This is a genomic window from Pseudomonas sp. TMB3-21 (assembly GCF_054898145.1).
On record NZ_CM142718.1, the window covers coordinates 4,448,181 to 4,471,297 of the forward strand.

General features: G+C 57.3%; 20 protein-coding genes. 16 read left to right on the forward strand and 4 right to left on the reverse strand.

The genetic code is table 11. The annotated features are described in order from the left end of the window. Positions 1-113: 113 nt before the first annotated feature. The gene (locus ACYZTS_RS20245; RefSeq protein ID WP_461991580.1) at positions 114-2,477 is read left to right on the forward strand and encodes a tetratricopeptide repeat protein; all 2,364 of its coding nucleotides are present in this window, start codon (positions 114-116) and stop codon (positions 2,475-2,477) included. 89 nt (positions 2,478-2,566) lie between these two features. Here the strand turns inward: ACYZTS_RS20245 and ACYZTS_RS20250 are convergent, their stop codons facing one another. Then, positions 2,567-3,190 (reverse strand): dTMP kinase, encoded by a 624-nt coding sequence (locus ACYZTS_RS20250; protein WP_461991582.1) that lies wholly within the window; start codon positions 3,188-3,190, stop codon positions 2,567-2,569. 27 nt (positions 3,191-3,217) lie between these two features. Then, positions 3,218-4,729, reverse strand: a complete 1,512-nt coding sequence (locus tag ACYZTS_RS20255) for a Fic family protein (RefSeq protein WP_461991584.1) — start codon at positions 4,727-4,729, stop codon at positions 3,218-3,220. A 374-nt stretch (positions 4,730-5,103) separates the two neighbouring features. Between ACYZTS_RS20255 and ACYZTS_RS20260 the strand changes: the two genes are divergently transcribed. Next, the gene (locus tag ACYZTS_RS20260) at positions 5,104-5,772 is read left to right on the forward strand and encodes an FMN-dependent NADH-azoreductase (protein ID WP_461991586.1); all 669 of its coding nucleotides are present in this window, start codon (positions 5,104-5,106) and stop codon (positions 5,770-5,772) included. A 71-nt stretch (positions 5,773-5,843) separates the two neighbouring features. Here the strand turns inward: ACYZTS_RS20260 and ACYZTS_RS20265 are convergent, their stop codons facing one another. Both ACYZTS_RS20265 and ACYZTS_RS20270 read right to left on the reverse strand, forming a co-directional pair. Beyond that, positions 5,844-6,755, reverse strand: coding sequence for a LysR substrate-binding domain-containing protein (locus ACYZTS_RS20265; RefSeq protein ID WP_461991588.1), 912 nt, complete (start codon positions 6,753-6,755; stop codon positions 5,844-5,846). 54 nt (positions 6,756-6,809) lie between these two features. After that, positions 6,810-7,445: a TetR/AcrR family transcriptional regulator gene (locus tag ACYZTS_RS20270; RefSeq protein ID WP_461991590.1), complete on the reverse strand. Its 636-nt coding sequence runs from the start codon at positions 7,443-7,445 to the stop codon at positions 6,810-6,812. Between the two features lie 141 nt (positions 7,446-7,586). Here ACYZTS_RS20270 and ACYZTS_RS20275 point away from each other — a divergent pair, with 141 nt between their 5' ends. From ACYZTS_RS20275 to ACYZTS_RS20340, 14 genes are all read left to right on the forward strand, one after another. Then, positions 7,587-7,961: a DoxX family protein gene (locus ACYZTS_RS20275; RefSeq protein WP_461991592.1), complete on the forward strand. Its 375-nt coding sequence runs from the start codon at positions 7,587-7,589 to the stop codon at positions 7,959-7,961. Between the two features lie 150 nt (positions 7,962-8,111). After that, on the forward strand, positions 8,112-9,494 hold the full coding sequence (locus tag ACYZTS_RS20280; protein ID WP_461991594.1) for an epoxide hydrolase family protein: 1,383 nt from the start codon (positions 8,112-8,114) through the stop codon (positions 9,492-9,494). A gap of 90 nt (positions 9,495-9,584) precedes the next feature. Next, complete coding sequence (locus ACYZTS_RS20285) at positions 9,585-10,850, forward strand: epoxide hydrolase family protein (RefSeq protein ID WP_461991596.1); 1,266 nt, start codon at positions 9,585-9,587, stop codon at positions 10,848-10,850. A 48-nt stretch (positions 10,851-10,898) separates the two neighbouring features. Further along, complete coding sequence (locus ACYZTS_RS20290; protein ID WP_461991598.1) at positions 10,899-11,294, forward strand: RidA family protein; 396 nt, start codon at positions 10,899-10,901, stop codon at positions 11,292-11,294. A 145-nt stretch (positions 11,295-11,439) separates the two neighbouring features. Beyond that, positions 11,440-12,561 (forward strand): ATP-binding protein, encoded by a 1,122-nt coding sequence (locus ACYZTS_RS20295; protein ID WP_461991600.1) that lies wholly within the window; start codon positions 11,440-11,442, stop codon positions 12,559-12,561. A gap of 126 nt (positions 12,562-12,687) precedes the next feature. Continuing rightward, positions 12,688-13,314, forward strand: a complete 627-nt coding sequence (ycaC, locus tag ACYZTS_RS20300) for an isochorismate family cysteine hydrolase YcaC (RefSeq protein WP_461991602.1) — start codon at positions 12,688-12,690, stop codon at positions 13,312-13,314. Positions 13,315-13,506: 192 nt separating this feature from the next. Continuing rightward, entirely contained in the window at positions 13,507-14,103 is a 597-nt protein-coding gene (locus ACYZTS_RS20305) for an MliC family protein (RefSeq protein ID WP_461991604.1), read from the forward strand. A 788-nt stretch (positions 14,104-14,891) separates the two neighbouring features. Further along, positions 14,892-15,425 (forward strand): transcription/translation regulatory transformer protein RfaH, encoded by a 534-nt coding sequence (rfaH, locus tag ACYZTS_RS20310; protein WP_028620253.1) that lies wholly within the window; start codon positions 14,892-14,894, stop codon positions 15,423-15,425. Between the two features lie 42 nt (positions 15,426-15,467). After that, positions 15,468-16,628, forward strand: coding sequence for an outer membrane beta-barrel protein (locus tag ACYZTS_RS20315; RefSeq protein ID WP_461991606.1), 1,161 nt, complete (start codon positions 15,468-15,470; stop codon positions 16,626-16,628). A 10-nt stretch (positions 16,629-16,638) separates the two neighbouring features. Continuing rightward, positions 16,639-17,172 (forward strand): polysaccharide biosynthesis/export family protein, encoded by a 534-nt coding sequence (locus ACYZTS_RS20320; RefSeq protein ID WP_028620251.1) that lies wholly within the window; start codon positions 16,639-16,641, stop codon positions 17,170-17,172. Between the two features lie 2 nt (positions 17,173-17,174). Beyond that, complete coding sequence (locus ACYZTS_RS20325) at positions 17,175-19,487, forward strand: GumC family protein (protein WP_461991608.1); 2,313 nt, start codon at positions 17,175-17,177, stop codon at positions 19,485-19,487. A gap of 135 nt (positions 19,488-19,622) precedes the next feature. Further along, positions 19,623-21,014, forward strand: a complete 1,392-nt coding sequence (locus ACYZTS_RS20330; RefSeq protein ID WP_461991610.1) for an undecaprenyl-phosphate glucose phosphotransferase — start codon at positions 19,623-19,625, stop codon at positions 21,012-21,014. 23 nt (positions 21,015-21,037) lie between these two features. Continuing rightward, positions 21,038-22,396, forward strand: coding sequence for a UDP-glucose dehydrogenase family protein (locus tag ACYZTS_RS20335; protein WP_461991612.1), 1,359 nt, complete (start codon positions 21,038-21,040; stop codon positions 22,394-22,396). Then, positions 22,393-23,100 (forward strand): WecB/TagA/CpsF family glycosyltransferase, encoded by a 708-nt coding sequence (locus ACYZTS_RS20340; RefSeq protein ID WP_028620247.1) that lies wholly within the window; start codon positions 22,393-22,395, stop codon positions 23,098-23,100. Before ACYZTS_RS20335 ends, ACYZTS_RS20340 begins: the two co-directional genes overlap by 4 nt. Positions 23,101-23,117 lie beyond the last annotated feature (17 nt).

Here is a 23,117-nt window from a genome sequence, read left to right on the forward strand (position 1 = left end):
CGTGGGGATGGCGCCAATCCATACTTTCGCTGGTTTACCGGCAGCAAATAAATCGACCGCCGTGATGTGTACCTTCGCCAAATGGCACCCGCACCAGGACTATGGAAGTCGCAATGCCCAAACGTGAAAACAAAGCAGTCAATGCCACCCCCGGTGCATCTTCCAAGGCCAGTGCTCGATACCTTTACCCGCTGGCCATCGGCGTGTTGCTGGCGGCAGTCGCTGCCATCGGCTGGTTTTTGTTGAGCCCGGCCCCGGTGACGCCCAAGCCTGTAGCTCCACCTGCCGTTATCGCTGCGGCACCAGCACCGATCAGCAAGCCACAACCAGCGGTCAAACCCGCCACGATGGTCGATGAACAGCAATGCCAAGGCTGCCACAGTGAGCAGGTCAAAGACTGGCAAGGTTCCCACCACCAGTTGGCTATGCAACCGGCCACGGCAGAGACCATGCTGGGAGACTTCAACAACGTCACGGTCAATGCCGAAAAAGAGGCTGTGCGTTTTTCTCGCAAAGGCGATGAGTTCTGGGTCAACACGCCCGGCCTCGATGGCAAGAACAACGACTTCAAAGTGGCCTACACCTTTGGCATTGCTCCGCTGCAGCAATACCTGATCGAAGTTGGCGAAGGTCGCTTGCAAGCACTGGGCGTGGCGTGGGATACGGAAACAAACCGCTGGTTTCACCTGTATGCCGGTCAGGGCGTGAATTTCAAGAATCCACTGCACTGGAGCAAACCCAGCCAGAACGCCAACTTCATGTGCGTGGAATGTCACACCACCGGGTTCAAACGCAATTTCGACGCCACTACCGGCACCTTCGCCAGTCAATGGAACAGCCTTGGCGTGGGCTGCCAGGCTTGCCATGGTCCGGCGTCGAATCACCTCGAATGGTCGGCGAAAAAAACCGATTTGATCCATGCCGGCTTCGCCGTGGACCTCAAGGACAAGGACGCCACCGTCGAGATCGAAACATGCGCTCGCTGCCACGCGCGCCGGGCGCCATTGGGTGACGGTTTCACCGTCGGCAAACGGCTGATGGATGATTACCTGCCGAGTACGCTGACGCGTGAACTCTACGCACTGGATGGCAAAATCAAGGACGAAGTCTTCGAGCACGGCTCGTTTGCGCAGAGCAAAATGTTCGACAAAGGCGTGCGCTGCAGCAATTGCCATAACCCGCACAGCAACGAATTGAAGGCGCCCGGTAACGGCGTTTGCCTGCAATGCCACAACACGGCTGGCAAGACATCGGTCGCAGGCGTTGACGGCCAGGGCCTGCAAGCGAAGAACTACGACGCCATCGAACACACTCGTCATGCTCCGGGCACACCAGGGTCGCAGTGCGTGGATTGCCACATGCCCGGCAAGTTTTACATGGGCAACGACTTTCGCCACGACCACAGCTTCAGCATCCCGAACCCGGAGCGGGCACAAAAACTCGGCACCCCGGACGCGTGCCTCACCTGCCACCAAGGCAAGGCAGGCGACACAATCACGGCCCAGTTCAAAACATGGAATGCCTCCAGCGCGCCTCAGTCTTCCCGTTACGATGAGAGCCTGTGGTTGATCCGTAATGGTCAGCCGGGCGCAGCGCAAGCCCTTGATGAACAGCTGCAACGTAGCGACCTGCCGGCGATTCGGCGCACCACGTTGCTCGCTGAGCTGCCGCCGTACCCCAGCGAGCAGGCGCTGACACTGGCGACCGAGGCTCTTCGAAACTCCGCGCCAGAAGTACGAGAAAGCGCAGTGCGCGCGATCAGTGCGTTTCTGCCACCGCCGGAGCGAGCGCCGTTGCTCGCGCCATTATTGGGAGATCCGGTCAAAGCCGTGCGCATCGCGGCGGCGAGGGAGCTGCTGAGTGTCGGCACCAATGGTCTTGGCGGCGCACAAGCCAATTGGCAGGCGGCGATCGGTGAGTACGAGGCCGTGCAAAAAAGCCTTGCCGAGCGCGCAGAGGCCAACCTGAACCTGGCAATGCTGTATCAGGCCAGTGGCCGCAGTTCGGAAGTCGAAGGCTTGCTGCGCACCGCGCTCAAACGTGATCCGGACTTTTACCCGGCGCTGGTGACACTTGTGCAGTGGTTGGAGGCTGGCGGGCGAAGTTCGGAAGCGCAGCAACTGCTGGCCAGTGGACTGCAGCAACATCCGGATGCAGCACTCCTCCAGCACGCCCAAGGGCTGTCGCTGATTCGCGCCGGTAACGTTGCGGCGGCCATGAGTGCCTTGAAGAAAGCTGCGCAACTCGAGCCTCAGAATGCGCAGTACGGTTATGTACTGGCGGTGGCTCTGCATGAAAGCGGCAAAGTGAATGAAGCCTGCGAGGAACTGGAGCGCCTGCTGAAAGTGCAGCCCGCAAACAGAAATGCTCGTCTATCGTTGATCCAGTATTACCTCGACAGCGGGCAGGAGCCGAAAGCTCATGCCGTGATGCAGGCCTGGAAGAAGATGAATCCGCAGGACCCGGCGCTGAAGTGAGAAAGACGACCGCTTCGCGTCCGGACGCAGGCTGCGCCAGTTGCTACAAGATTTGCGTTGACGGCTACGAGGGGCGTGGAAGGGCGAACCTAGCCTGCGGAGCATCCGAGGACTTTGTGGATCTCGGTTACCACCTGCATCGTTGCGTCTTCGATCGTTCCTTCATTACGGCATAACACCCAGCCGTAATCTGCGATCGCTCGCTCGAACGCCTCGGTACAAGCGACCTGATCTTCCAGCCTATGGATCACCGTACTGCTCAGCCCGCGCCGCCGTGCCGCGGCCCTCGCCCAGGAAATATCAGGGCTGGTAACAACCCCGACATGCAGGTCCGGCACCCGCACGTGTCGGTCAATGTTTAATTGCAGAATCTCGGCAAACGGAATCAACCGGCGAAACGCGGCATCCGACGGGTACCAGCGATCGATCAGGATGATGCTGTCGGGTGGCTGTTTGGTCAGCACGTGCCGGGAAATCCAGGCGCGGCTGTCAGCAAAACGCTCACAGACTCTCAACTCCAGATCCCGGGTGGGGTTTCGCACGAACTGGTTGACCAGGGCCATTGTTTCAGCCCTGTAAGGATCGCTTTTTTGCTCGGAAAGCCGGATCACTTTTTTGTTATCGGCCCGCAATGCTTTCGTAACGGCCTCCAGCAGCGTGGTTTTGCCGGTCCCCTTGGGCCCATCCAGAGAAACGAACAACTGACGATTCATTCTTCACACAGTGATAGCTGATGCCACTTACTCATCGTCGTCTTCACCCGGTTGTTTTGCCAACGCTTGCTCTCTGATAAGGGCTTGTGTGACCTGCTCAATGTAGTCCAGCACCTCGGATTGAACCGAATATTGGTACTGTTTACGACGGTTATTGGAAACCACTCCATTGTTGCTCAGGCACATCATCACCAGGTTGGCCAAGTCGCTACCGCGCACGTCATACACGTCATTGACCGCGCTCACGACCTTGTCGAAGTTCTCGAGAAATATTGTCTCTTCACGAAGCTCGACTTCGAGTGCCCGCTGGGCCATTTCCAGGGTAAACCGAACCCCGGGAGTGGCATCCCAATAGCGATAGATCGCCGGGTCGCCGATAAAGTTGAACGAGTATTGACCGTGATCGATCCAGCGCACATCCCAGAACTCTCGCGCCGGGCGGGAGAATTGCTGCAACGTCTCCAGGTACAGGCGTTCCTCGCGTTTCATCGCGACAGAAACAGGCAGCAGCAACCCGTTCTCCAATGCGCCGGCGCGGCATAAGGTCTGGTGGATCAGAAAACGCGAGAGGCGTCCGTTGCCGTCCATGAAGGGGTGCAGGAAGACAAAGCCGAAGGAGATGATTCCCGCCGCTATCAAAGGATCGATGCGCGCTGGAGCGTCATTGCCCAGCGCCATGAGCTGTTCCATCAGCTCACGGCACAGGTCTGGCGCGGGCGGGACGTAAGTCACGCCCGCAGCGCCTTGCAGACCACTGGCTAAATGGTTCTGCTCATGACGAAACCCCGCGGCCATGTCAAAGGGATTGGAAATAGTCGCATTCTGCAGGTGGACCAGGTAGTCCTCACTCAGCGGGATGCGCTCGTGAGCCTGGCGAAGCAACTTAATGAATTTGCGTGCTTTGTCCTCGCTGGGTGACTCTTTCTCTATCGCAAACGAATCCTGGGTTTCATGCAGGTACGCCCACTGGATCGCGCGATCCATCATTCCCGACGGGAGGTTTTGCATGAATTGCTGCGCGCGGGCAAGAATATCGTGCTCAATGAGCGCGACAATCTCGGGGGTGCGTTCAACCGTGGCGCAATACGCGATCGTCCCGATGCCGTTGAACTCCACCCGCCAGCGAGAATTACGCTCGCCGGGCATGGTCACGTACAGTTTTGGGTCGAACAGTGGGACAAAGGCACCTCGCACTGGCGAGTGCTGGCGCAGTTCTTCAGCGGTGAACGCTTCACGTAAAAAGCACGCTTTGCGGATGTAGATACCATTAGGGGCGCGTTCCAGTTCTGCTTCCAGGCTCGCTGCCGGGATTCGCGGCAGCGCCTGGGCCAGAATGGCGAGGTTGATACCTTCGTGCTTGAGCGCGAATAACAGGTGCCCCAGCAGATCATCCGGGGCGGGCACAATATTGGATGGCACAGCCAGGGTTTCCCCGATCCGCTTGATGCGGGTAACCGGCTGAACCTTCGCCGGCCGGGGCAAGGGGAACGCTGAAAGCCGCAGCGATTCCAGCAGCCAGGCATATCCAGCTGATTTCATGGCGCAAATCCTTAATGTTGTGCTGTTGCCGCGCGATTTTCTTCAGCGCGCCAGGAAAATCTTAACTTCACGCGATTATCCTGATTTTTTCTTGACTGGCTATGGCGGATTTACGATACGGACTATTCTTTGCCTGCTTCAGCGTACGGTGACAGCGCCGGCGCGCCGATGCCATGAATCTCCCTGGCGACATTCTCACTGATGATGCTGGCCAGCAAGTGAATCGCTCCCCTCGCGCCCCGACAAATAAACTCTCTTGTTGAGTTTTATTTGACGCTGCTCAAATAAACATCAATAGCCGAACACTCGCTCGCTATGGCCAACTTGTTTAAGCCGCTGAGGTAATAACACCTCAGCTTTAAAGGAGCCGCCACATGACCACTCTTTTACATATTGACGCCAGCGCACGATCTGATCGCTCCCTGAGCCGAAAACTGTCCCAGGCATTCGTCGAGTCCTGGTTAGCCCACGACGGCAAAACACACGTCATAGTCCGTGACGTCGGGCACACCCCTCCTCCTTACTTGACCGAGGAATGCATTGCTGCGGTGTTTACCCCCGAAGCGCAAATGACTCCTGAAAAACGCGAGGAGCTGCGGCTCTCGGATGAACTGATCGCTGAACTTGATCGCGCTGATGTCATCGTGATCGGCACGCCGATGTACAACTACGGAATGCCGGCAACCCTCAAGTCCTGGTTCGATAAAGTGATTCGTATCGGCAAGACGTTTACGTTTGATCTCGACCGGGGCGACTATCCGCTGGAGCCGATCATGAGTGGCAAGAAGCTGATCATCTTGTCTGCCCGGGGTGAGTTCGGCTTTGGACCGGGTGGTGTTCGCGAGCACATGAACCACCTCGACACCCACATTCAGACATGTGCGCACTACCTGGGTGTGGACGAGACTCACGTCATCTCCATCGACTATCAGGAATTCGGAGACGCTCGCTATGAAGCTTCCATCGCCGATGCATTCGACGCCATTCCCGTGTTGATCAGGCAGATGATTGCAGAACAACAATGCCAGCTCTCGCCAGCCTGAAGGCCAGGTGCCGCCGCGACATGGGGAGAAGTGTCGCCGGTCTCGTGAAGTGATCGTCGATTGATGTCGAGTCAATCAATCGCAGCATTTTCCTTGAAGGAGCCGGCCTCGCTCAGAAGCCAGTCTTTGAACACTGACAGGCTGCGGCGCGGCGCACGCTGGTGGTCTTCTATCAGGTAGTACGTGAATCCGGGCAAGGTCGGACCGTCTACCCGATGCATCCGGCCGGAACGCAGCTCATCGTCGATCAGTACATTGCTGCACAACAACGGCCCCAGCCCGCGCTCGACCGCATGCAGCGCAAGGGTTTCCTCGCTGTACCAGGAGGTGCGCAGATGCCGTGATGCATCATGCTCGACGCGGGCCAGCCAGGCCGACCATGACGGTACTTCCAGCGACTGATTTTTCCATTTGAATGCCAGTAACGAGCGGTTGTGAAAGTCGTTGATCGTTGCGGTACGGTCGGCCGGACAAATGCTTTTGTCCGCGACCGCAACGTAGCGATCCTCGAACAATACGGGCCCACGGGCATTGGCATCGGGCAGACCATATCGAATTGCGAGATCGATCTTCTCGGAGCGCAAGTCCATGACTTTCTCCGAGGCATGAATGGACACCACTATATCGGGATGGATCGCGTTGAATTTCGCCAGGCGCGGCATCAGCCATCTTTCCGCGAACGCGCGCGTAGTGGACACCTCAATGGCGTCCCCCTCGGTTGGCGTACCGATCAGGGCAAATGCTTGAGCTATCTGGTCAAAGCTGTCTCGCAACAGCGGGTAGATGGCTTTGCCGGCGGACGTGAGGGTGACTGTCCGCCCGCGTTCCAGGAGCTTTTGCCCCAATCCGTCTTCCAGTTGCCGGACCTGATGACTGACCGCTGCGACAGTGACCGAAAGCTCATTGGCAGCGATGGAAAAGCTCTGATGACGAGCTACAGCCTCAAACGCTCGCACGGAATTGAGAGGGGGTATTTTGCGCATGGCTTTCTCCAGACGTCTGCTCGTGGATTGACAGCAGCTTCAGTGTCCACACCTTTAGTCATCTCGGCGATCTATGCGCTTCAGGCATTGCAGGTAACCCAGTACGCCACACACCGCTTCCTGCTCGGCAATGTCCATACTCTCAGGCCTGTCGCTCAGCCAACGCTCAAAAATGCCGCGAACCAGCGCCGGCACGGTTGTCGCCGCGCGCAACACATCAATGCCTCGCGCCGTATCACCCCAATGCGAAAGTCTCGACGCAAACAACTCACTGCCTTGCGTCAGGTACCCGGCCTTGATCGCGTGAATGGGCAGATGCATTTCCTGCTGAGTGAGGATCCACGCGACGGACTGATTGTCGCGCAGGTGTTTCATTCGGCCTCTGATTAAAAGGCGGACGGCACCCTCCAGATCTGTGTTTGAGGCCGCTTGCATCGATGCCGAAATATTGATGAACATCTGTTGCTTCTGCCGTCGGATCAGCGCCAACAACAAGGCTTCCTTGTTGGGGAAGTACTGATAAAACGTGCCGTTGCTCGTCCCTGCCCGCTCTGCGATCGCATTGGTGTTGAACCCTGCCAGATGGTCAGTGGCGAGAACCTGAGTAGCCCCCTCCAGAATCACCTCAATAGTGGCCTGCGCACGTGCTTGCTGCGGGATTTTACGGGGCTCCAGCGAAGGCGTTGGCATAGGATCGACAGCTCTGAAATGCGAGTAAGAAATTCAGCAGACAGTCATTAAAGTACGAGGTGAACAGGCTTTGCGCAATGTCGCGTGAACCGCTGACTCACCGTAGGTAGAGCAATGCCCAGTCTGATCCATGACCTGCTCATGAGCGATGCGTTTTCGATTCTGGCCCGTTTGATATTGACCTCGTTTTTCTGGATTGCAGGTCTTTTCGGCATTTTTAACTTCGGTGTGATGGTTGAGACAATCAAGGCCCACGGGCTGCCAATGCCCCGTCTGATCGTGGTTTTGATGGTGACCACCGAACTCGTCGGTTCGATATTGCTCGTCACCGATTTTCGCTCCACGGGTTGGCTGGGTGCCGGGGCACTGGGCGTGTTCACCCTGCTCAGCATCCCGCTGGGCCACGCCTTCTGGAGATACCCGCCACCAAGGAAAATGGAAGAGTTTCAGCTTGCTCTGGAGCATCTCGCCGTCATCGGCGGTTTGATGGGCGCAGCCATTCTGACCATTCGTTAGACCGCAGACGCGCCTTCCACAATTACCAAGAGCGAAGATCCGGTTCAATCATTTGAGTTATTCGAAAATACAATTCTAAGGTGCGCCAATTGTTCGACGAGTATTGCGCCGTTAGCATCCATACAACTTATCGCGTAGAGATGAACAGTCATGTCGGATTTTATTACGCACATTAATGACAATAAAACCGAACATGAAACCGTGCGTCTTGATCCGCCTCCGGTAATCACGTCCGCATTCTCACGACGCGGCGTACTCAAAGCCGCTGTGACAACGGGATCGGTTCTACCGTTTCTCTCTGGCGCTGGCCTTCTGTCGATAACGGCGGGGTCGACGTTGCCCCTGTTGTCCGGCCCCGCCCTGGCTGCTTCCGCGCCTTCGGCAAAACCTACCGGCACTGCCATCGTGCCGTTTCGCATTGCAATCGCGCAAAGCGACCTTGACGATCTGCGCGCCCGGCTCGCCCTTACCCGCTGGCCTGAAAAGGAAACCGTGCAGGACTGGTCGCAAGGCGTCCCGCTGGCAAAGGCACAAGCGCTGATTGCAGCGTGGCACGATCATTACGACTGGCGAGCGTTTGAACGGCGAGTCAACCAGATACCTCAGTTTTTGACGAACATCGATGGACTGGATATCCACTTCATTCACGTTAAATCAGCTGAGCCCAATGCACTCCCCATCTTACTCACACATGGCTGGCCCGGTTCGTTCTCGGAGTTTCTGGAGGTCGTCGGCCCCTTGACCGATCCTGTCCGCCATGGCGGCAAAGCGAGCGACGCCTTCGATGTCATCATCCCTTCACTGCCCGGTTATGCGTTCTCCGCAAAGCCGACTGCCCCGGGTTGGAACATCGATAAAACCGCTGCGACCTGGGTCAAACTCATGGACCGGCTCGGCTATGAACGCTGGGTTGCGCAAGGGGGCGACTGGGGCGCCAGCGTCACCAGCACGCTCGGTCAATTAAGACCTGAGGGATTGGCCGGGATCCATCTGAATTGGGCGTTCGTGTTCCCCGAGGTCATTCCCGAAAAATTGTCACCCGACGAAAAACGCGCCGTTGATCAAGCCAATGTCTTCAAGACAGAGGGCATCGGGTATTTCAAACAGCTGTCGACCAAACCGCAAACCATGGGCTACGGCTTGCTCGATTCCCCCGTAGCGCTGGCGACCTACATCTATGAAAAGTTCCAGGTATGGTCGGACAACAAGGGTGATCCCGAAGAAGCGATTTCCCTGACCGCAATGCTGGACGATATTTCCTTGTACTGGCTTACCCGAAGCGGTGCTTCTGCCGCGCGGTTCTACTGGGAAAATCCGGGAAACAGCTTTGCCGGAGGCATCATCGACGTGCCCGTAGCGGTGAGTGTATTCCCGAGAGAAATCTATCAAGTGCCAAAAAGTTGGGCAGAGGCCACTTTTCCCAAGTTGATCTATTTCGGCGAAGTTGAAAAAGGTGGTCATTTCGCTGCGCTGGAGCAACCCAAACTGTTCACTGAAGAACTCCGCCGCGCGTTCACCTCTCTGCGGTCGTGAGTCTGAATTTGCGCTGCCATATGGCCAAGACATGAAGCGTCACGAACGTTTCTGAAATTCCATACCTACGCCAGACATCAGAGGCTAATCATGCAATCCGACGATCAACAGGGTTTTAACAGGCGGACATTGTTGAAAAGCAGTTTCGTCGGCGCTGCAGTATTGGCCTCGGCAGCAACGCCGCTGTCCTTATTCGCCGACACCGCAGTGAAAGGAGACATACGTCCATTCAAAGTTGAATGGCCAACTGCGAAATTGGCGAGCGTTCTGGATAAAGTCAGGACTTACGAGTTCCCCATCGAGCCCGAGAGTGCCGGTTGGCGGTACGGTTGTGATCCGGTTTTCTTGAAATCAATCTGCGATTACTGGGTCAATGGTTATGACACGCAGAAGGCAGTCGATGAGCTGAACCGTTATCCGCAATTCGTGACCAGAATCGAAGACCTGGACGTTCACTTTCTGCACATCGTGGGTGAAGCACGCGGCAAGCGACCCTTGCTCATGGTTCATGGGTGGCCTGGGTCGGTGTTTGAATTCTGGCAGGTGGCCGAGCGTCTGGCCTTCCCGTCGAGATTCGGTAATAACACTGCCGATGCCTTTGATGTGGTCATTCCTTCGCTACCTGGCTTCGGTTCAAGTGGCAAGCCTCGGCAGCCGATCGGCGCCCGCACAACCGCGAGGCTGTTCGACACACTGATGCGTGAAAGGCTCGGCTACAAAACCTATATGGCTCAAGGCGGCGACTGGGGAGCTGGCGTCGTCGGCTGGCTCGGCCTCGACTATGCCGAATCGCTTAAAGCCATGCATTTGAATTTGCTGATCGTGTCACCCCAGTCCGCGCCCGGTGACGCCGAAGAACACATATACGCAACCTCACACGCCGAGTATGAATCTCGCTTGGGTGCCTATTATCAACTGCAGTCCACCAAACCTCATTCGCTGGCTTACGCGATGGCAAACAATCCTGTGGGCCAGGCTGCCTGGCTGTTGGAACGGTTCCATGACTGGTCGGATTTACGGGATCGATCATTCGAAACCGTATTTAGCAAAGACCAACTGCTGACATCCGTGATGATTTACGTCATGAACGATGCATTTGCCAGCGCGGCCTGGTTTTACACCGCTGGCCGTATGGAGCAAGTTACTGAGATGCCAGTCGGTCGACGCGTGGAGACTCCAACCGGGTTTTCCGCTTACCCCGACTCAAGATCCCCCAACCCACCGCGGAGTTTGATTGAACGCGGTTATAACCTCAAATACTGGCGGGTCATGGAGCAAGGTGGCCACTTTGCAGCCATGGAGGTGCCCGAGGCTTTTGCTAAAGACATCCAGCAATGGGGCCGTTCTTTAAGCTGATTTCTTCGTTTCGCCTAACGACATTTTCAATAAAAAGGTATCGCCACCATGAACACCGAAAGAGTTGTGCTGCGCAACGGCCCCTTCAAGCGGCTTATCAATGACGGCGTAAAAGTCGACAACTGGATCTATCTGTCGGGCCAGTTGAGTGTCGACGCCAATGGGCAGACCGTGGGTGAGAACGACATTGCTGAACAAGTTCGCATGGCGTACCAGAATGTCAAAACGACGTTGAATTCGTTCGGCGCAGACATGCCTCATATTGTCGAAGAAACCTTGTTTGTGACCGATATCAGAAACTTCCTGTCCCGTGCGGACGAACTGTTTGCGATACGCGCCGAAGCCTATGGCGAAGACCCGCAAGTTGCTCAAACGCTGGTGGAAGTGGTTGCGCTTGGCGTGTCCACCTCCATGATCGAAATCAAATGCGTTGCCCGATTATGAAGGCTGTTACCGAATCCTGTTTATAAACGGCTTACCTCACGCCGGGTTGAGCGAACCGACGTTTTTGCGCCCCAAGCACGATTGATGCTCTACTGAATCATCGAGCCAGCACAATGCACGGTTCAACGTTCAGGTTTGGACAGCTATGCGTTTATCCGGATTCATCCTCGAAAATATTGAAGCCATTGTCCAGGAATGGGAAAACTTCGCACGGACCATGGACACCCCTGGCAATCCGCTGGATACGGCGGCCCTGCGCGATCACGCTGAATTGATGCTGCGCACCATCGCGGCGGATCTGAAAACCGCACAGTCCGCGAAGGAACAAGTAGAAAAATCTCAGGGCCATGGCGTGTCAGAGGACGAAACCGCTGCCAAGACCCATGCCATTACCCGGTTGATGTCCGGTTTTACCATCGATCAACTGGTTTCGGAATTCCGTGCCTTGCGAGCGAGCGTGATTAAACTGTGGATGAAACGATCAGCCGACGGCACGCAGCTGCAAGTCGAAGACATGATCCGCTTCAATGAAGCCATCGATCAGGCGCTGGCCGAGTCCATCAACAGTTACACCGAAGCCGTTCAGGCTTCACGCAACGTCTTCCTTGGCATTCTCGGCCACGACCTGCGCACGCCACTGAGCGCAATACTCTTGGGCGCGGACGTTCTTTTGCGTTCGGACGATCTGGGCGCACGGCCCACCAAAATCGCTTCGCGCATTTACAGTAGCGTTAAACGCGCCAGCCAGATTGTCGGTGATCTGCTTGATTTCACCCGTTCCCAGGTCGGCCCGGGTATCCCCGTGAAAAAACAGGAGATAGACCTCAGCCCGATTTGCGAGCGGATTGTCGATGAATCCAGAACGGTGTATCCGGAAACCAACATCAAGTTGAAATCGGTCAAACGGGCGACAGGTCAGTTCGACAGCGATCGACTGGAGCAGGTGTTTTCCAATCTGATCAATAACGCCGTACAACACGGCGATGGTCGCCAGCCGGTTACGGTCACGCTGGAGGTCTCGGGGGATAACCTTCTGTTCAGCGTCCACAACAGTGGCAGCGTCATACCGGAAGATGTCCTGCCGTTTATTTTCAATCCGATGGGGCGTTACTCGCCGCAAGCGTCAATTGACCACGGGCCTTATTCGAGCCTCGGCCTGGGTCTTTTTATTGCTGATCAAATCGTTGGTGCTCACGGCGGCCGGATCGAGGTGTCCTCGGAAAGCAAAATCGGTACGAAATTCGTGGTAGTGCTTCCAATGGAGTGATGCCGGGCCATTGTCCCAACTGAGTGGACAGTCAAACCGTTTTCAAGCTCTTTATCGTGTTCTTGTACTTCCTTAATCTGAGCCCATGTTGAACGACGCCCAACCCACTCGATAAAGGATTTCACCATGACCACCTACAACCGCCTGAACAAAGACGACGCCGTAGTTCTGATGATCGACCACCAGACTGGCCTGATCTCGCTGGTGCAGGACTTCTCGCCCAACGAGTTCAAGAACAACGTGCTGGCCCTGGCCGACGTCGCCAAATTTTTCGAGCTGCCGACCATCCTCACCACCAGCTTCGAACAAGGCCCCAATGGCCCGCTGGTGCCAGAGCTGAAAGAGATGTTCCCGGATGCGCCTTACATCGCACGTCCTGGTCAAATCAACGCGTGGGACAACGAAGATTTCGTCAAGGCGATCAAAGCCACCGGTCGCAACCAGCTGATCATTGCCGGTGTGGTGACTGATGTCTGCGTCACCTTCCCGACATTGTCGGCGCTGGCAGAAGGGTTTGAAGTGTTTGTGGTCACCGATTCCTCCGGCACCTTCAACACCACCGTGCAACAGGCTGCGTGGAATCGCATGACGCAAGCCGGCGCGCAAATGATGAACTGGTTCTCGGTCGCCTGCGAGCTGCAGGGTGACTGGCGCAACGATATCGAGGGCCTGGGCAACCTGCTCTCCCAGCGCATCCCCAACTACCGCAACCTGATGAACAGTTACTCGGCAATGGCCGCGCGCCAGGCGTAATAACTGCTTACCGCTAGTGTTGAGCGCTCGGTTCCTGCACCGGGACCGGGCGCTTTTCTGCGTTCTGAGTTCATCGCAATCGATAAAATCAACTATAGGAACCCTGCCCCGCATCGGCGAAAAGCAGTGCCTGTGAGACTATGCCGGGTAACACCTGCACGTTCGCGGTGCAGCTTCACTACAGGAGTGATCATGAAGCTTTTTTATCGCACACTGGCTTGCGCCGGTTTATCTGCGCTGGCATTCACCTCGCCGGCCTCCGCAGCGCAGGGTCCGTCGTTCAAATGCTCGGAAAAAATGTCCAGCAGCGTCGAGGAAATTATCTGCAAAACCCCAGAGTTGGCCGCGCTGGACCGGACGCTGGCGGCTGCCTACAACGCCGCTCTGAAAAATGCCGGTGCCGATTCCAAAGTGTTGAAAGCCGAACAGCGCGGCTGGATAAAAGGTCGCGATGAATGCTGGAAGTCCGACGATAAACCCGCGTGCATCAGCAGCCGTTATCGCCAACGTACTGTTGAAGTTCAAAGCACATATGGCCTTGTTGCCTCGACAGGGCCTGTTACCTACGACTGTGGCCGCAACGGCACAGTGAGTGCGACCTTCTTTCAAACCGAACCACCTTCTCTCGCTGCCGTTTATAAAGACCAGCGCTCGCTGATGACGGCCGCTCAATCCGCCAGCGGCAGCCGATATCAAGGTCAGAACGAAAGTTTCCGGGAACATCAGGGTGAGGCGCGGGTGACTTGGGGCTATGGCGCAGCCGAGATGACGTGCAAAAAGAAATCCTGACATCCGGGTGCGTGCAAACGCGGGACGAATTGCAGGCTCGCACCTCGGCACTTGCACCACGCGGCTGCGCCGATTAATAGATTGAATTCGCTCCCCGATCAGGTGCAAAGTGCCCGAAGTTGGGGAGAAGGACCTTGCAAGTTGCCCGGGCCGTTAACCATGACTGTAGTTCTCAACTAAACTGACATCACAATGACTTCATTCTGTGTTAGCCATCGCAAAGACTACAAAACTTGCAAAAAGTTTAATTCTTCCGACAGAAAACCAACACCCTTAATCATCAATGACTTACAGTTCATCAATTTTGCTTTTCGATAAAAGGCATTCTTTTTGACTTGTAGCGTTTGACAGCTCGCCAAGACTGGACGATAACTATATCGGCTCGGGGAATGCCCATAAGTGTTGCATTGTTAATTGACCCCCCGGCAAGTCAGGACACGCACGAAGCTATTTAATTAGGGTCGCAAGTATCGACCATGCGGTAGCTTTGCTCTGACAAAACTCGATGACAATTTCATTACTAATTTGAATTTAGATAGAACGAAAGGCGATTTCAGCAGTTGCCATGAACTCTATCGCGCGAATTTTTTCGCATAATTAAAAGCCACCCCAGATATCTGTTGCATTATTGATACATCAACTTCTCCACTATAACTATTGACGCTTTCTTTCTGACGATGCACCGGCCTCCATGGGCCACTGCCTACTAGCTGCATGATGGCAAGCGCGATGGCGTAGCTGTGCCTGTCGCCTGCTGAACTATCTTCGCTATGTATGGAGCTCCCCCCATGCAAGAAGTTATCGCCCTCCCTTCCAAATGGTACCTGTTGCAGTGCAAGCCCCGGCAAGATGAGCGAGCTCAGATCAATCTTCTGCAACAGAACTACATAACGTTTTGCCCTCAACTGGTCAGCGAACGCTTGCAGCGGGGCAAGCGCTTACGAACCCTGGAGCTGCTGTTTCCGGGCTACCTGTTCATACAGCTGAGTCGCGAAGATAACTGGGGCCCGATTCGTTCCACGCGGGGCATCAGCCGCATCGTCGAATTCAACCACGGGCCCGCCACGGTGCCCGATCACGTCATCGAGCACCTGCGCACTCGGTGCATCAACTCCCTGGAACCGCATTCCGAGCCCACCCTCGAACCCGGTGACACCCTGCAAATCATCCGCGGCCCGCTGTCGCCACTGGAAGGCGTGTTCCTGTCCATGCTCGGTGCCGAGCGCGTCATGCTGTTATTGCAGTTCCTGAACAGAGAACAACAGGTATGTGTGCCCTTGAGTCACCTTGAACGACAGCCAATGGCAGCTATAAACAAATGACTAATAAATAAAAGCCAGGCTGTTCTCGTCAGGAGCAAACATATGGGTTTGAAGTCTAACTGCCCTCTCATGCTGGTCATGATGTCTTTTTATCCTGGCGCTGCCTGGAGCATCGAACCACAATCGATCGATGTGTATGGATTCGACTTCACCCCCACTTTGTTATTTTCCGAAAGTTACGATGATAACTTTCGCGAGCTGGAGCACGATGTCGACTCGACCATGGTGACCAAAATTGCGCCCACCTTCGAGCTGAAGGCTGAAGACCGCAACAGCGGCACCCGACTGATCTGGCAGCCGACCCGTTACATCTATCACGATGACTCCGACGCCTCGAATACCGCACAACGGTTGCGAGCGGACAGCGTGATGGAGTTCACCGATCGCCATCGCTTGAAACTGGAAGCTGAGGCACGCAAGTACGAACGCACCACCTCGACGGCTGTCGACGGCATCAATGACGAGATCAGCAGTCAGCGCGTCGGCGGCGTTTATACCTACGGCGCCAAAAGCGCTCTGAATCAGATCGATCTGGGCGCCAGCTACGATCGCCTTCGCTACGACAACGCTGACGGCATCAACGACGACAAAGAGCGCGACACCACGGCATTGTCCACCACGTGGTACCACCGCCTCGGCAGCAACACCCGCAGTTTGCTTGAGTACAACCACAAGATTTTCGACTACGTCGAGCCCAACAGCCCGCGCAGCAGCAAATCCAATGCCGTGCTGGCAGGCGCTGAGTGGGACGTGACTGCACGTACCACCGGCAAGGTGCGTATCGGCTATGAGCGCAAGGAATTTGACGAGAACGACTCCGGCGACCTCAGTAACCCGACCTGGCAAGTCAATCTGGACTGGAAACCCCGCACCTATTCCAAGTTCACCTTCCTGGCCAAGCAGGCTATGGCCGAAGGCGACGACGGCTCCGATGCCGTTAAAGCGACGTTCACCCAGGTCGGCTGGCGCCACGGCTGGACCGAGCGCATCACCACCATCGCCGAAGCCGGCATGGGTCGCTACGAATATGAAGGCCAGGACCGCACCGACGACCTTCAGGATTACAACCTGGCGGTGGTGTACGAAATGCGGCGCTGGCTGGACATCGAGCTGGGTTATCGGCACCGCGACAACGATTCCGATGCCGACAACGAAAGTTTCAAGCGCAACGTCTTCCAGATCAGTTTCAACGTAAGCCTCTAGAGGTTTCCCCATGAACTCGCGCATCTTCGTGCTTTTGTTCGCGCTCTGGCTGCTGCCCGACGCTCAGGCAGCCCAACCCGGTACTCAGTACAAACTGGCGGCCGGTGACGTCTTGCGAATCATCGTGTTCGGCGAGCCGGAGTTGAGTATGAAAAAAATCCGGCTGAGTGATGCCGGGACCTTTTCCTACCCGTTCCTGGGGGAAATCAACGCCTTGGGCATGACCCCGGGGCAAGTGGAAAAAATCATCGTCGATGGCCTCAAGCAAGGTTATCTGGTCGACCCCAAGGTCAGCCTCAGTCAGGTCGAGTACCGCTCGTTCTACATCAACGGTGAGGTGCAAAAGCCCGGCAGCTATCCGTTCGTGCCCGGTCTGACCCTGGAAAAAGCCATCGCCCTGGGTGGCGGGCTGACCGAACGCGCCTCGATCAAGCGCGTCACCATCGTACGTGGTGACGGCGGTCCAACCCTTACCGATGCGGTGACCCGCAGCACTGTCATTGCCCCCGGCGACACCATCTCCATTGCACAAGGCTTTTTCTAATCATGGACAACAGCCCTAGCACCTACATCGAACGTCCTCTTCAGGCGCATCTGTATCAGCATCACGGCGAAGAGAAGGACACCATCGACCTGATGAAACTGTGGCGGGTAATCTGGCGCGCCAAGTGGAACATCGGCTGGCTGGTGCTGCTCAGCGTGGTGATGGCGATTGTGGCGGTGTCGATGATCACCCCGCAGTACGTCGGCAGCGCAACCCTGCTGATCAACGAGAAAAACCCACCGCTGATGTCGTTCCAGCAGGTCAAAGACTCGTCGACCAATGCCACCGATTACCTGCAGACCCAACAGGCGCTGCTGCAATCGCGGGAGCTGGCGGAACGCGCGGTGCGCAAGCTCAACCTTACGACCAATCCCATCACTGACCCGCGGCAACAGCCAAAGCCGTGGTTCACCCCACGCCAATGGCTGGCCGAACTCAACAGCGGGCAGTGGCTGCCAGGCCTGGCATTCCTCACACCGGTGCAGCCCACGCCCACGGAACTGGACATCTTCAATCAGGTCACGCAAAACCTGATGCTGCACACCAGCATCAAATTTGTCGGCAAGAGTCAGCTGCTGGAAATCGAAGTGGAACTGCCTGACCCGAAACTGGCCGCCGACGTTGCCAACGCGCTGGCCCAGGGTTTCATCGACAGCCAGCTCGACACCAATGTGAAGTCCTCGCAAACCACCACCAGCTGGATGAACACCCGCCTTGTTGAACTGCGCGATAACCTGCGCCGCGCCGAGAACAAACTGCAGGGCTACCGCGAAGAGCAGGGCCTGGTCGATGTCGGCGGCGTTGCTACCATCAGCGCCAACGAACTGGAAATGACCGGCAATCGCATGATCGATGCGCGGCGCAATCGTGCCGAAGCCGAAAGTCAGTATCGCCAGGCCAAGTCGCTGAGCAATGGCGACCTCAGCCGGTTGTCGAGTGTGCCGGCGGTACTGACCAACCCACTGGTTCAGCAATTCCAGGGAGAACTGGCCAAGGCGCAGGCCAAGGTCGAGGAGCTATCGGGACGCTACGGGCCTAAACACCCGGCGTTGACCTCAGCGCAGTCTGAGTTGCGCGCCGCTACCACCAGCCTGCGTCTGCAGGTGCAGCAAGTGATCGCCGGTATCGAGCGCCAATATCAGCTGGCGGTGGCCAGCGAACAGGCTCTGCAAGGTTCGTTCAACACCAACAAGGCGCAGCTTCAAAACATTTCGCGCAAAGAGTTCCAGCTGCGCGAATTCCAGCGTGAAGTCGACAGCAGCCGGGCCTTGTACGAAACCTTCATTACCCGCTTGAAAGAAACCGCCGCGACCTCGGACATGGACTCCACCAAAGTGCGTATCGTCGACCCGGCGATTGCCCCGCTGGAAGCGAGCAAGCCGCGCAAGACGCTGATCGTGGCGATCGTCGCGGTGGTTGCCGCGTTGATCGGCGTACTCATGGCGTTCCTGTTCGATACCTTGAGCAACACCTTCAAGACTGACGATAGTGTCGAAAGCACACTCAATACCCCATTGCTCAGCGTTGTCCCGCTGGTGATGAAGAAGAGCCGTCGGCAACTGGCGCGCCTGTTTGACGACAATGACCATCCGCGTTTTTCCGAGACCATTCGCAACCTGCGCACCTGGCTGATGCTGCAAAGCAATGAGCAGCCGGCGCAAGTGGTGCTCGTTACCTCGACCGTCTCTGGCGAAGGCAAGAGCACCATCGCCAACAACCTTGCCTGCTCGCTAACGTCGCTGGAGCGGGTGCTGCTGATCGACGCTGACTTGCGCCAGCCGACCCTGTCGTCGAACTTCGACTTCCCGGCCGACGCGCCGGGGCTGGCCAACGTGATTGCCGGTACCGCACGCCTGGAAGACTGCATCCGCACGGTGGGCAATCTAGACATGCTACCGGCCGGCAATGTATCGCCCTCCTCGCTCGACCTGTTGAGCTCGGCACGCCTGCCGGGCCCCGGCGAACACCGCCATGGCTCGCGTCAGCCGCCGCCACAGGACTTGCTCAGCTCGCCGCGGGTGGCGCGCATGTTTGATGCCCTGAAATTGCGCTACCGACATATCATCATCGATTCGCCGCCGGCCGAAATGGTCAGCGACGCGCTGCTGCTGGCCAAGCATTCGGACGCTGTGATCTACGTGGTCAAGGCAGAAAGCACCCCGGTCAGCCAGGTCCAGAAAGGACTCGCCACGTTGCAGCAGAGCCACGCTCCAGTGTTCGGGATCGTGCTTAACCAGGTCGACCTGCGCAAGGCGCGCAAGTACGGCCACAGTCATTCGGACACATTCTACGATTACGATTACGCCTCCAGGTAACGCTGGTCGCACGTCACCTCGCATCGCCCTTCGCTGCACCCGTTATCTCAATCGAGCCACATACCAGCGTGCCTGCCCCTATGCCGTGATTCCACGGCGCGGCCGATTCACGCCCCATGTCCAGAGGTTGAGCCGATGACTCCGCAATACACCGCTCAAGTCGCCCATCGTAAAGGCCTGACGTTCTGGGGTCAGTGGCTGTGCGCGCTGACCTTGGTCAACGTGCTGTTGATGGTGCTCGTCTACTGGCGCGTTGGCGCTCTGGCCAGTCCCTACCGGGTGCTGATGATTCTCACGGTGCTCGGTTCGGTGCCGATCTACGGCGCCATGCAGGTCTACCACAAACGCCACGGTTTACTGGTCGGGCTCGCTCGGTTGCTGGCCGGCTGGCTGATCCTGCTGGCGGTGCTGATCAGCATCGCGTTCATCACCCAGACCAGTGCGATTTTCTCGCGACAGGTGATCATCGTCTGGGCCATCGCCGGCTACCTGTTGCAAGCGGCCAGTTTCATCCCCCTGCATTGCCTCACCCGCCTGCATTCGAGCAAACGCTGCAACGAGCGCCGCTCGGTAATTCTCGGCACCTGCCCGACCGCCCATGAACTGGCGCGCAAACTGTCGCGGCCGAACCGTGCGCGGGTGCTCGGTTTTGTCGCCACCGCCGACCATGCCGGCCCGGCGCCGAGCATTTTGCCGCTGCTCGGCTCGGTCGATGACATCCGTGAAATCATCGATCGCATGGAGATTCGCCGTGTCTATCTGGTGCTGCCCATGGATAAGGCCGCCATGATCGAGGCGCTGTACATCGACTTGCTGGACATGAACGTCGACGTGGTCTGGATCCCGGATTTCAGCAGCCTGGTGCTGCTCAATCAGTCGATCTCGGAAATTGAACGGATGCCGGCGTTCTATCTCAATGAAAGCCTGATCAGCTCGCACCCCGGCAGCCTGTTCTGCAAAGACTTGCTGGAGCGTACCCTGGCCGCGGTAGCGATCACCCTGCTCAGCCCGCTGCTGCTGGCCGTGGCCGTGGCGATCAAACTCACCTCCCCCGGCCCGGTGCTGTACAAGCAGAACCGGCATGGCTGTGACGGCGAAGTGATCAGGGTCTGGAAGTTTCGCTCAATGCGCGTGCACAAGGACGACGATGTCCGTCAAGCCACCCGCGACGACGACCGCGTCACCCCGCTCGGACGCTTCCTGCGCCGCAGCTCGATCGACGAACTCCCGCAGCTGTTCAACGTGCTGTTCGGCGCCATGGCCCTGGTCGGTCCGCGCCCCCACGCGGTAACTCATAACATCTATTACACCGGCAAAGTCCGCGCCTACATGGCCCGGCATCGCCTCAAGCCCGGCATCACCGGACTCGCGCAGATCACCGGTCACCGCGGTGAAACCGAGACGCTGGAAAAAATGCAGCAGCGCGTCGCCCAGGACCTCAACTACATCAACCAGTGGTCGCTGTGGCTGGACATCAAAATCCTCGTGAAAACGCCCTTTACCCTCTTTTCCAAAAACATCTACTGACGCCCCCGACCTGAGGTTTCACCATGAATGTGAGCGTATTCGGCATCGGTTATGTGGGACTTGTACAGGGCGCCGCGCTGGCGGAAGTCGGCCATTCGGTGATGTGCGTGGATGTCGACGCCGCGAAGGTTCAGGCGCTGATCGAGGGCACGTTGCCCATCTACGAACCGGGTCTGAAAACCCTGGTGCGGGAGAACTACCAGAGCGGCCGCTTGCAGTTCGGCACTGATCTGGCGGCTGCCGTGCGCCACGGCGATGTGCAGCTGATCGCGGTCGGCACCCCGCCCGACGAGGACGGCTCGGCAGATTTGCAGTACGTCCTCAATGTGGCAGAAACCATCGCGCAACACATGGACCGTTATCAGGTGATCGTCGACAAATCCACGGTGCCGGTGGGCACGGGTGATGTAGTCCGCGCACGCATTGCCGAGGTATTGGCCGAGAACGGGCGCAGCGATCTGACCTTCGACGTGATTTCCAATCCGGAATTTCTCAAGGAAGGCTGTGCGGTGGACGACTGCATGCGCCCCGACCGGATCATCATCGGCACCGACAGCGCACACGCCGAAGAGGTGATGCGCGAGCTTTACGAGCCGTTCAACCGCAACCGCGAAAAGATCATCGTCATGGACATCCGCAGCGCCGAGCTGACCAAGTACGCCGCCAATTGCATGCTTGCGACCAAGATCAGCTTCATGAACGAAATGGCCACGCTCTCCGAGAAACTCGGCGCCGATATCGAGATGGTCCGCCACGGCATCGGCTCCGATCCGCGCATTGGCTACCAGTTCATCTACCCCGGCGTTGGCTACGGGGGCTCGTGCTTCCCCAAAGACGTGAAAGCCTTGATTCACGCCGCGACGGCGGTGGATATCGATGCCCGCGTGCTGAAGGCGGTGGAAGCGCGTAACAACGAACAGAAAACCACGTTGTTCAGCAAGATATTCGAGCACTTCGATGGCGCGCTGCAGGGCAAGACGTTCGCGCTCTGGGGACTGAGCTTCAAGCCGAACACCGATGACATGCGCGAAGCGCCTAGCCGGGTGTTGATGGAAGCGCTGTGGAAAGCCGGAGCGCGCGTCCAGGCGTTCGATCCCAAGGCGATGGAAGAAGCCCAGCGCCTGTATGGCGAGCGCGAAGACCTGACGCTCGCGGGCACCAAGGAAGCCGCGCTGAAGAATGCCGATGCGCTGATCATCGTCACCGAATGGCAAACGTTTCGTGCACCGGATTTTGACCTGCTCGCACGCCAGCTCAAGCAGCCGCTGATTTTCGACGGCCGCAATCTGTTTGATCCGCAGCGCCTGGGCAAACGCGGTTTCACCTATGTGTCCGTCGGCAGGCAAACCTGGCCGCATGTCGTTGATGGAGGCATGCAATGATCAAACTGAACGTGATCGAGCAATATTCGCCGGCGCTGCTGGACGCGAACAAAGCGTTCTCCTTCGTCAACTTCGCCTCCATCGGCAGCTTCCTCAAGCAGCCATCCAATGCCGTCGCCTATTTTTGCGACGGCATGCTGATGTCGACTTTTATGTCGCGCGTGACCGGGCGCGCGGTGGGCCGGGTAAGTTTTGATTTCACTTCCATTGCCGACCCGGTGTTCAGCAGCGCCGAGGCGCAAGGCAAGCGCGTGTATTTCGTCGGCGCCCGGCAGGCCGAACTGGCGCTGTTCATCGAGAAGATTCTGCTGCGTTATCCCGCGTTGAACATTGCCGGTTATCACAACGGCTATTTCAATGCTCAGCAGGCCGAGGCTATTCACGCCGACATCTGCCGCAGCGAAACGCACATTCTGATCGTCGGGCTGGGCGCCGGACTGCAGGAACGGTTTGTCGACAATGCCCTCCAGGCCGGCTTCAGGGGCGTGGCGTTTACCTGCGGCGGCTTCATTCGCCAGGAGGCCATGGCCACGCAACAGTACTACCCGGCGCTGGTCGACCGTCTGCACTTGCGCGCCTTCTACCGCATGTACCGCGAGCCGCACACGATCAAGCGCTACCTGATCGACTACCCGAGCAACTTTTGCCACCTGTTGGCGATGATCGTTCGACGCAAAGTGTCGATCAACATCAGCGCACCCTGAAGCGCATTCTCAGCAGC

Excerpts from the sequence above, each read along its gene's own strand:
- ACYZTS_RS20245 (WP_461991580.1), top strand. The coding sequence starts at position 114 with ATGCCCAAACGTGAAAACAAAGCAGTCAATGCCACCCCCGGTGCATCT.
- ACYZTS_RS20250 (WP_461991582.1), bottom strand. The coding sequence starts at position 3,190 with ATGAATCGTCAGTTGTTCGTTTCTCTGGATGGGCCCAAGGGGACCGGC.
- ACYZTS_RS20255 (WP_461991584.1), bottom strand. The coding sequence starts at position 4,729 with ATGAAATCAGCTGGATATGCCTGGCTGCTGGAATCGCTGCGGCTTTCA.
- ACYZTS_RS20260 (WP_461991586.1), top strand. The coding sequence starts at position 5,104 with ATGACCACTCTTTTACATATTGACGCCAGCGCACGATCTGATCGCTCC.
- ACYZTS_RS20265 (WP_461991588.1), bottom strand. The coding sequence starts at position 6,755 with ATGCGCAAAATACCCCCTCTCAATTCCGTGCGAGCGTTTGAGGCTGTA.
- ACYZTS_RS20270 (WP_461991590.1), bottom strand. The coding sequence starts at position 7,445 with ATGCCAACGCCTTCGCTGGAGCCCCGTAAAATCCCGCAGCAAGCACGT.
- ACYZTS_RS20275 (WP_461991592.1), top strand. The coding sequence starts at position 7,587 with ATGAGCGATGCGTTTTCGATTCTGGCCCGTTTGATATTGACCTCGTTT.
- ACYZTS_RS20280 (WP_461991594.1), top strand. The coding sequence starts at position 8,112 with ATGTCGGATTTTATTACGCACATTAATGACAATAAAACCGAACATGAA.
- ACYZTS_RS20285 (WP_461991596.1), top strand. The coding sequence starts at position 9,585 with ATGCAATCCGACGATCAACAGGGTTTTAACAGGCGGACATTGTTGAAA.
- ACYZTS_RS20290 (WP_461991598.1), top strand. The coding sequence starts at position 10,899 with ATGAACACCGAAAGAGTTGTGCTGCGCAACGGCCCCTTCAAGCGGCTT.
- ACYZTS_RS20295 (WP_461991600.1), top strand. The coding sequence starts at position 11,440 with ATGCGTTTATCCGGATTCATCCTCGAAAATATTGAAGCCATTGTCCAG.
- ycaC (WP_461991602.1), top strand. The coding sequence starts at position 12,688 with ATGACCACCTACAACCGCCTGAACAAAGACGACGCCGTAGTTCTGATG.
- ACYZTS_RS20305 (WP_461991604.1), top strand. The coding sequence starts at position 13,507 with ATGAAGCTTTTTTATCGCACACTGGCTTGCGCCGGTTTATCTGCGCTG.
- rfaH (WP_028620253.1), top strand. The coding sequence starts at position 14,892 with ATGCAAGAAGTTATCGCCCTCCCTTCCAAATGGTACCTGTTGCAGTGC.
- ACYZTS_RS20315 (WP_461991606.1), top strand. The coding sequence starts at position 15,468 with ATGGGTTTGAAGTCTAACTGCCCTCTCATGCTGGTCATGATGTCTTTT.
- ACYZTS_RS20320 (WP_028620251.1), top strand. The coding sequence starts at position 16,639 with ATGAACTCGCGCATCTTCGTGCTTTTGTTCGCGCTCTGGCTGCTGCCC.
- ACYZTS_RS20325 (WP_461991608.1), top strand. The coding sequence starts at position 17,175 with ATGGACAACAGCCCTAGCACCTACATCGAACGTCCTCTTCAGGCGCAT.
- ACYZTS_RS20330 (WP_461991610.1), top strand. The coding sequence starts at position 19,623 with ATGACTCCGCAATACACCGCTCAAGTCGCCCATCGTAAAGGCCTGACG.
- ACYZTS_RS20335 (WP_461991612.1), top strand. The coding sequence starts at position 21,038 with ATGAATGTGAGCGTATTCGGCATCGGTTATGTGGGACTTGTACAGGGC.
- ACYZTS_RS20340 (WP_028620247.1), top strand. The coding sequence starts at position 22,393 with ATGATCAAACTGAACGTGATCGAGCAATATTCGCCGGCGCTGCTGGAC.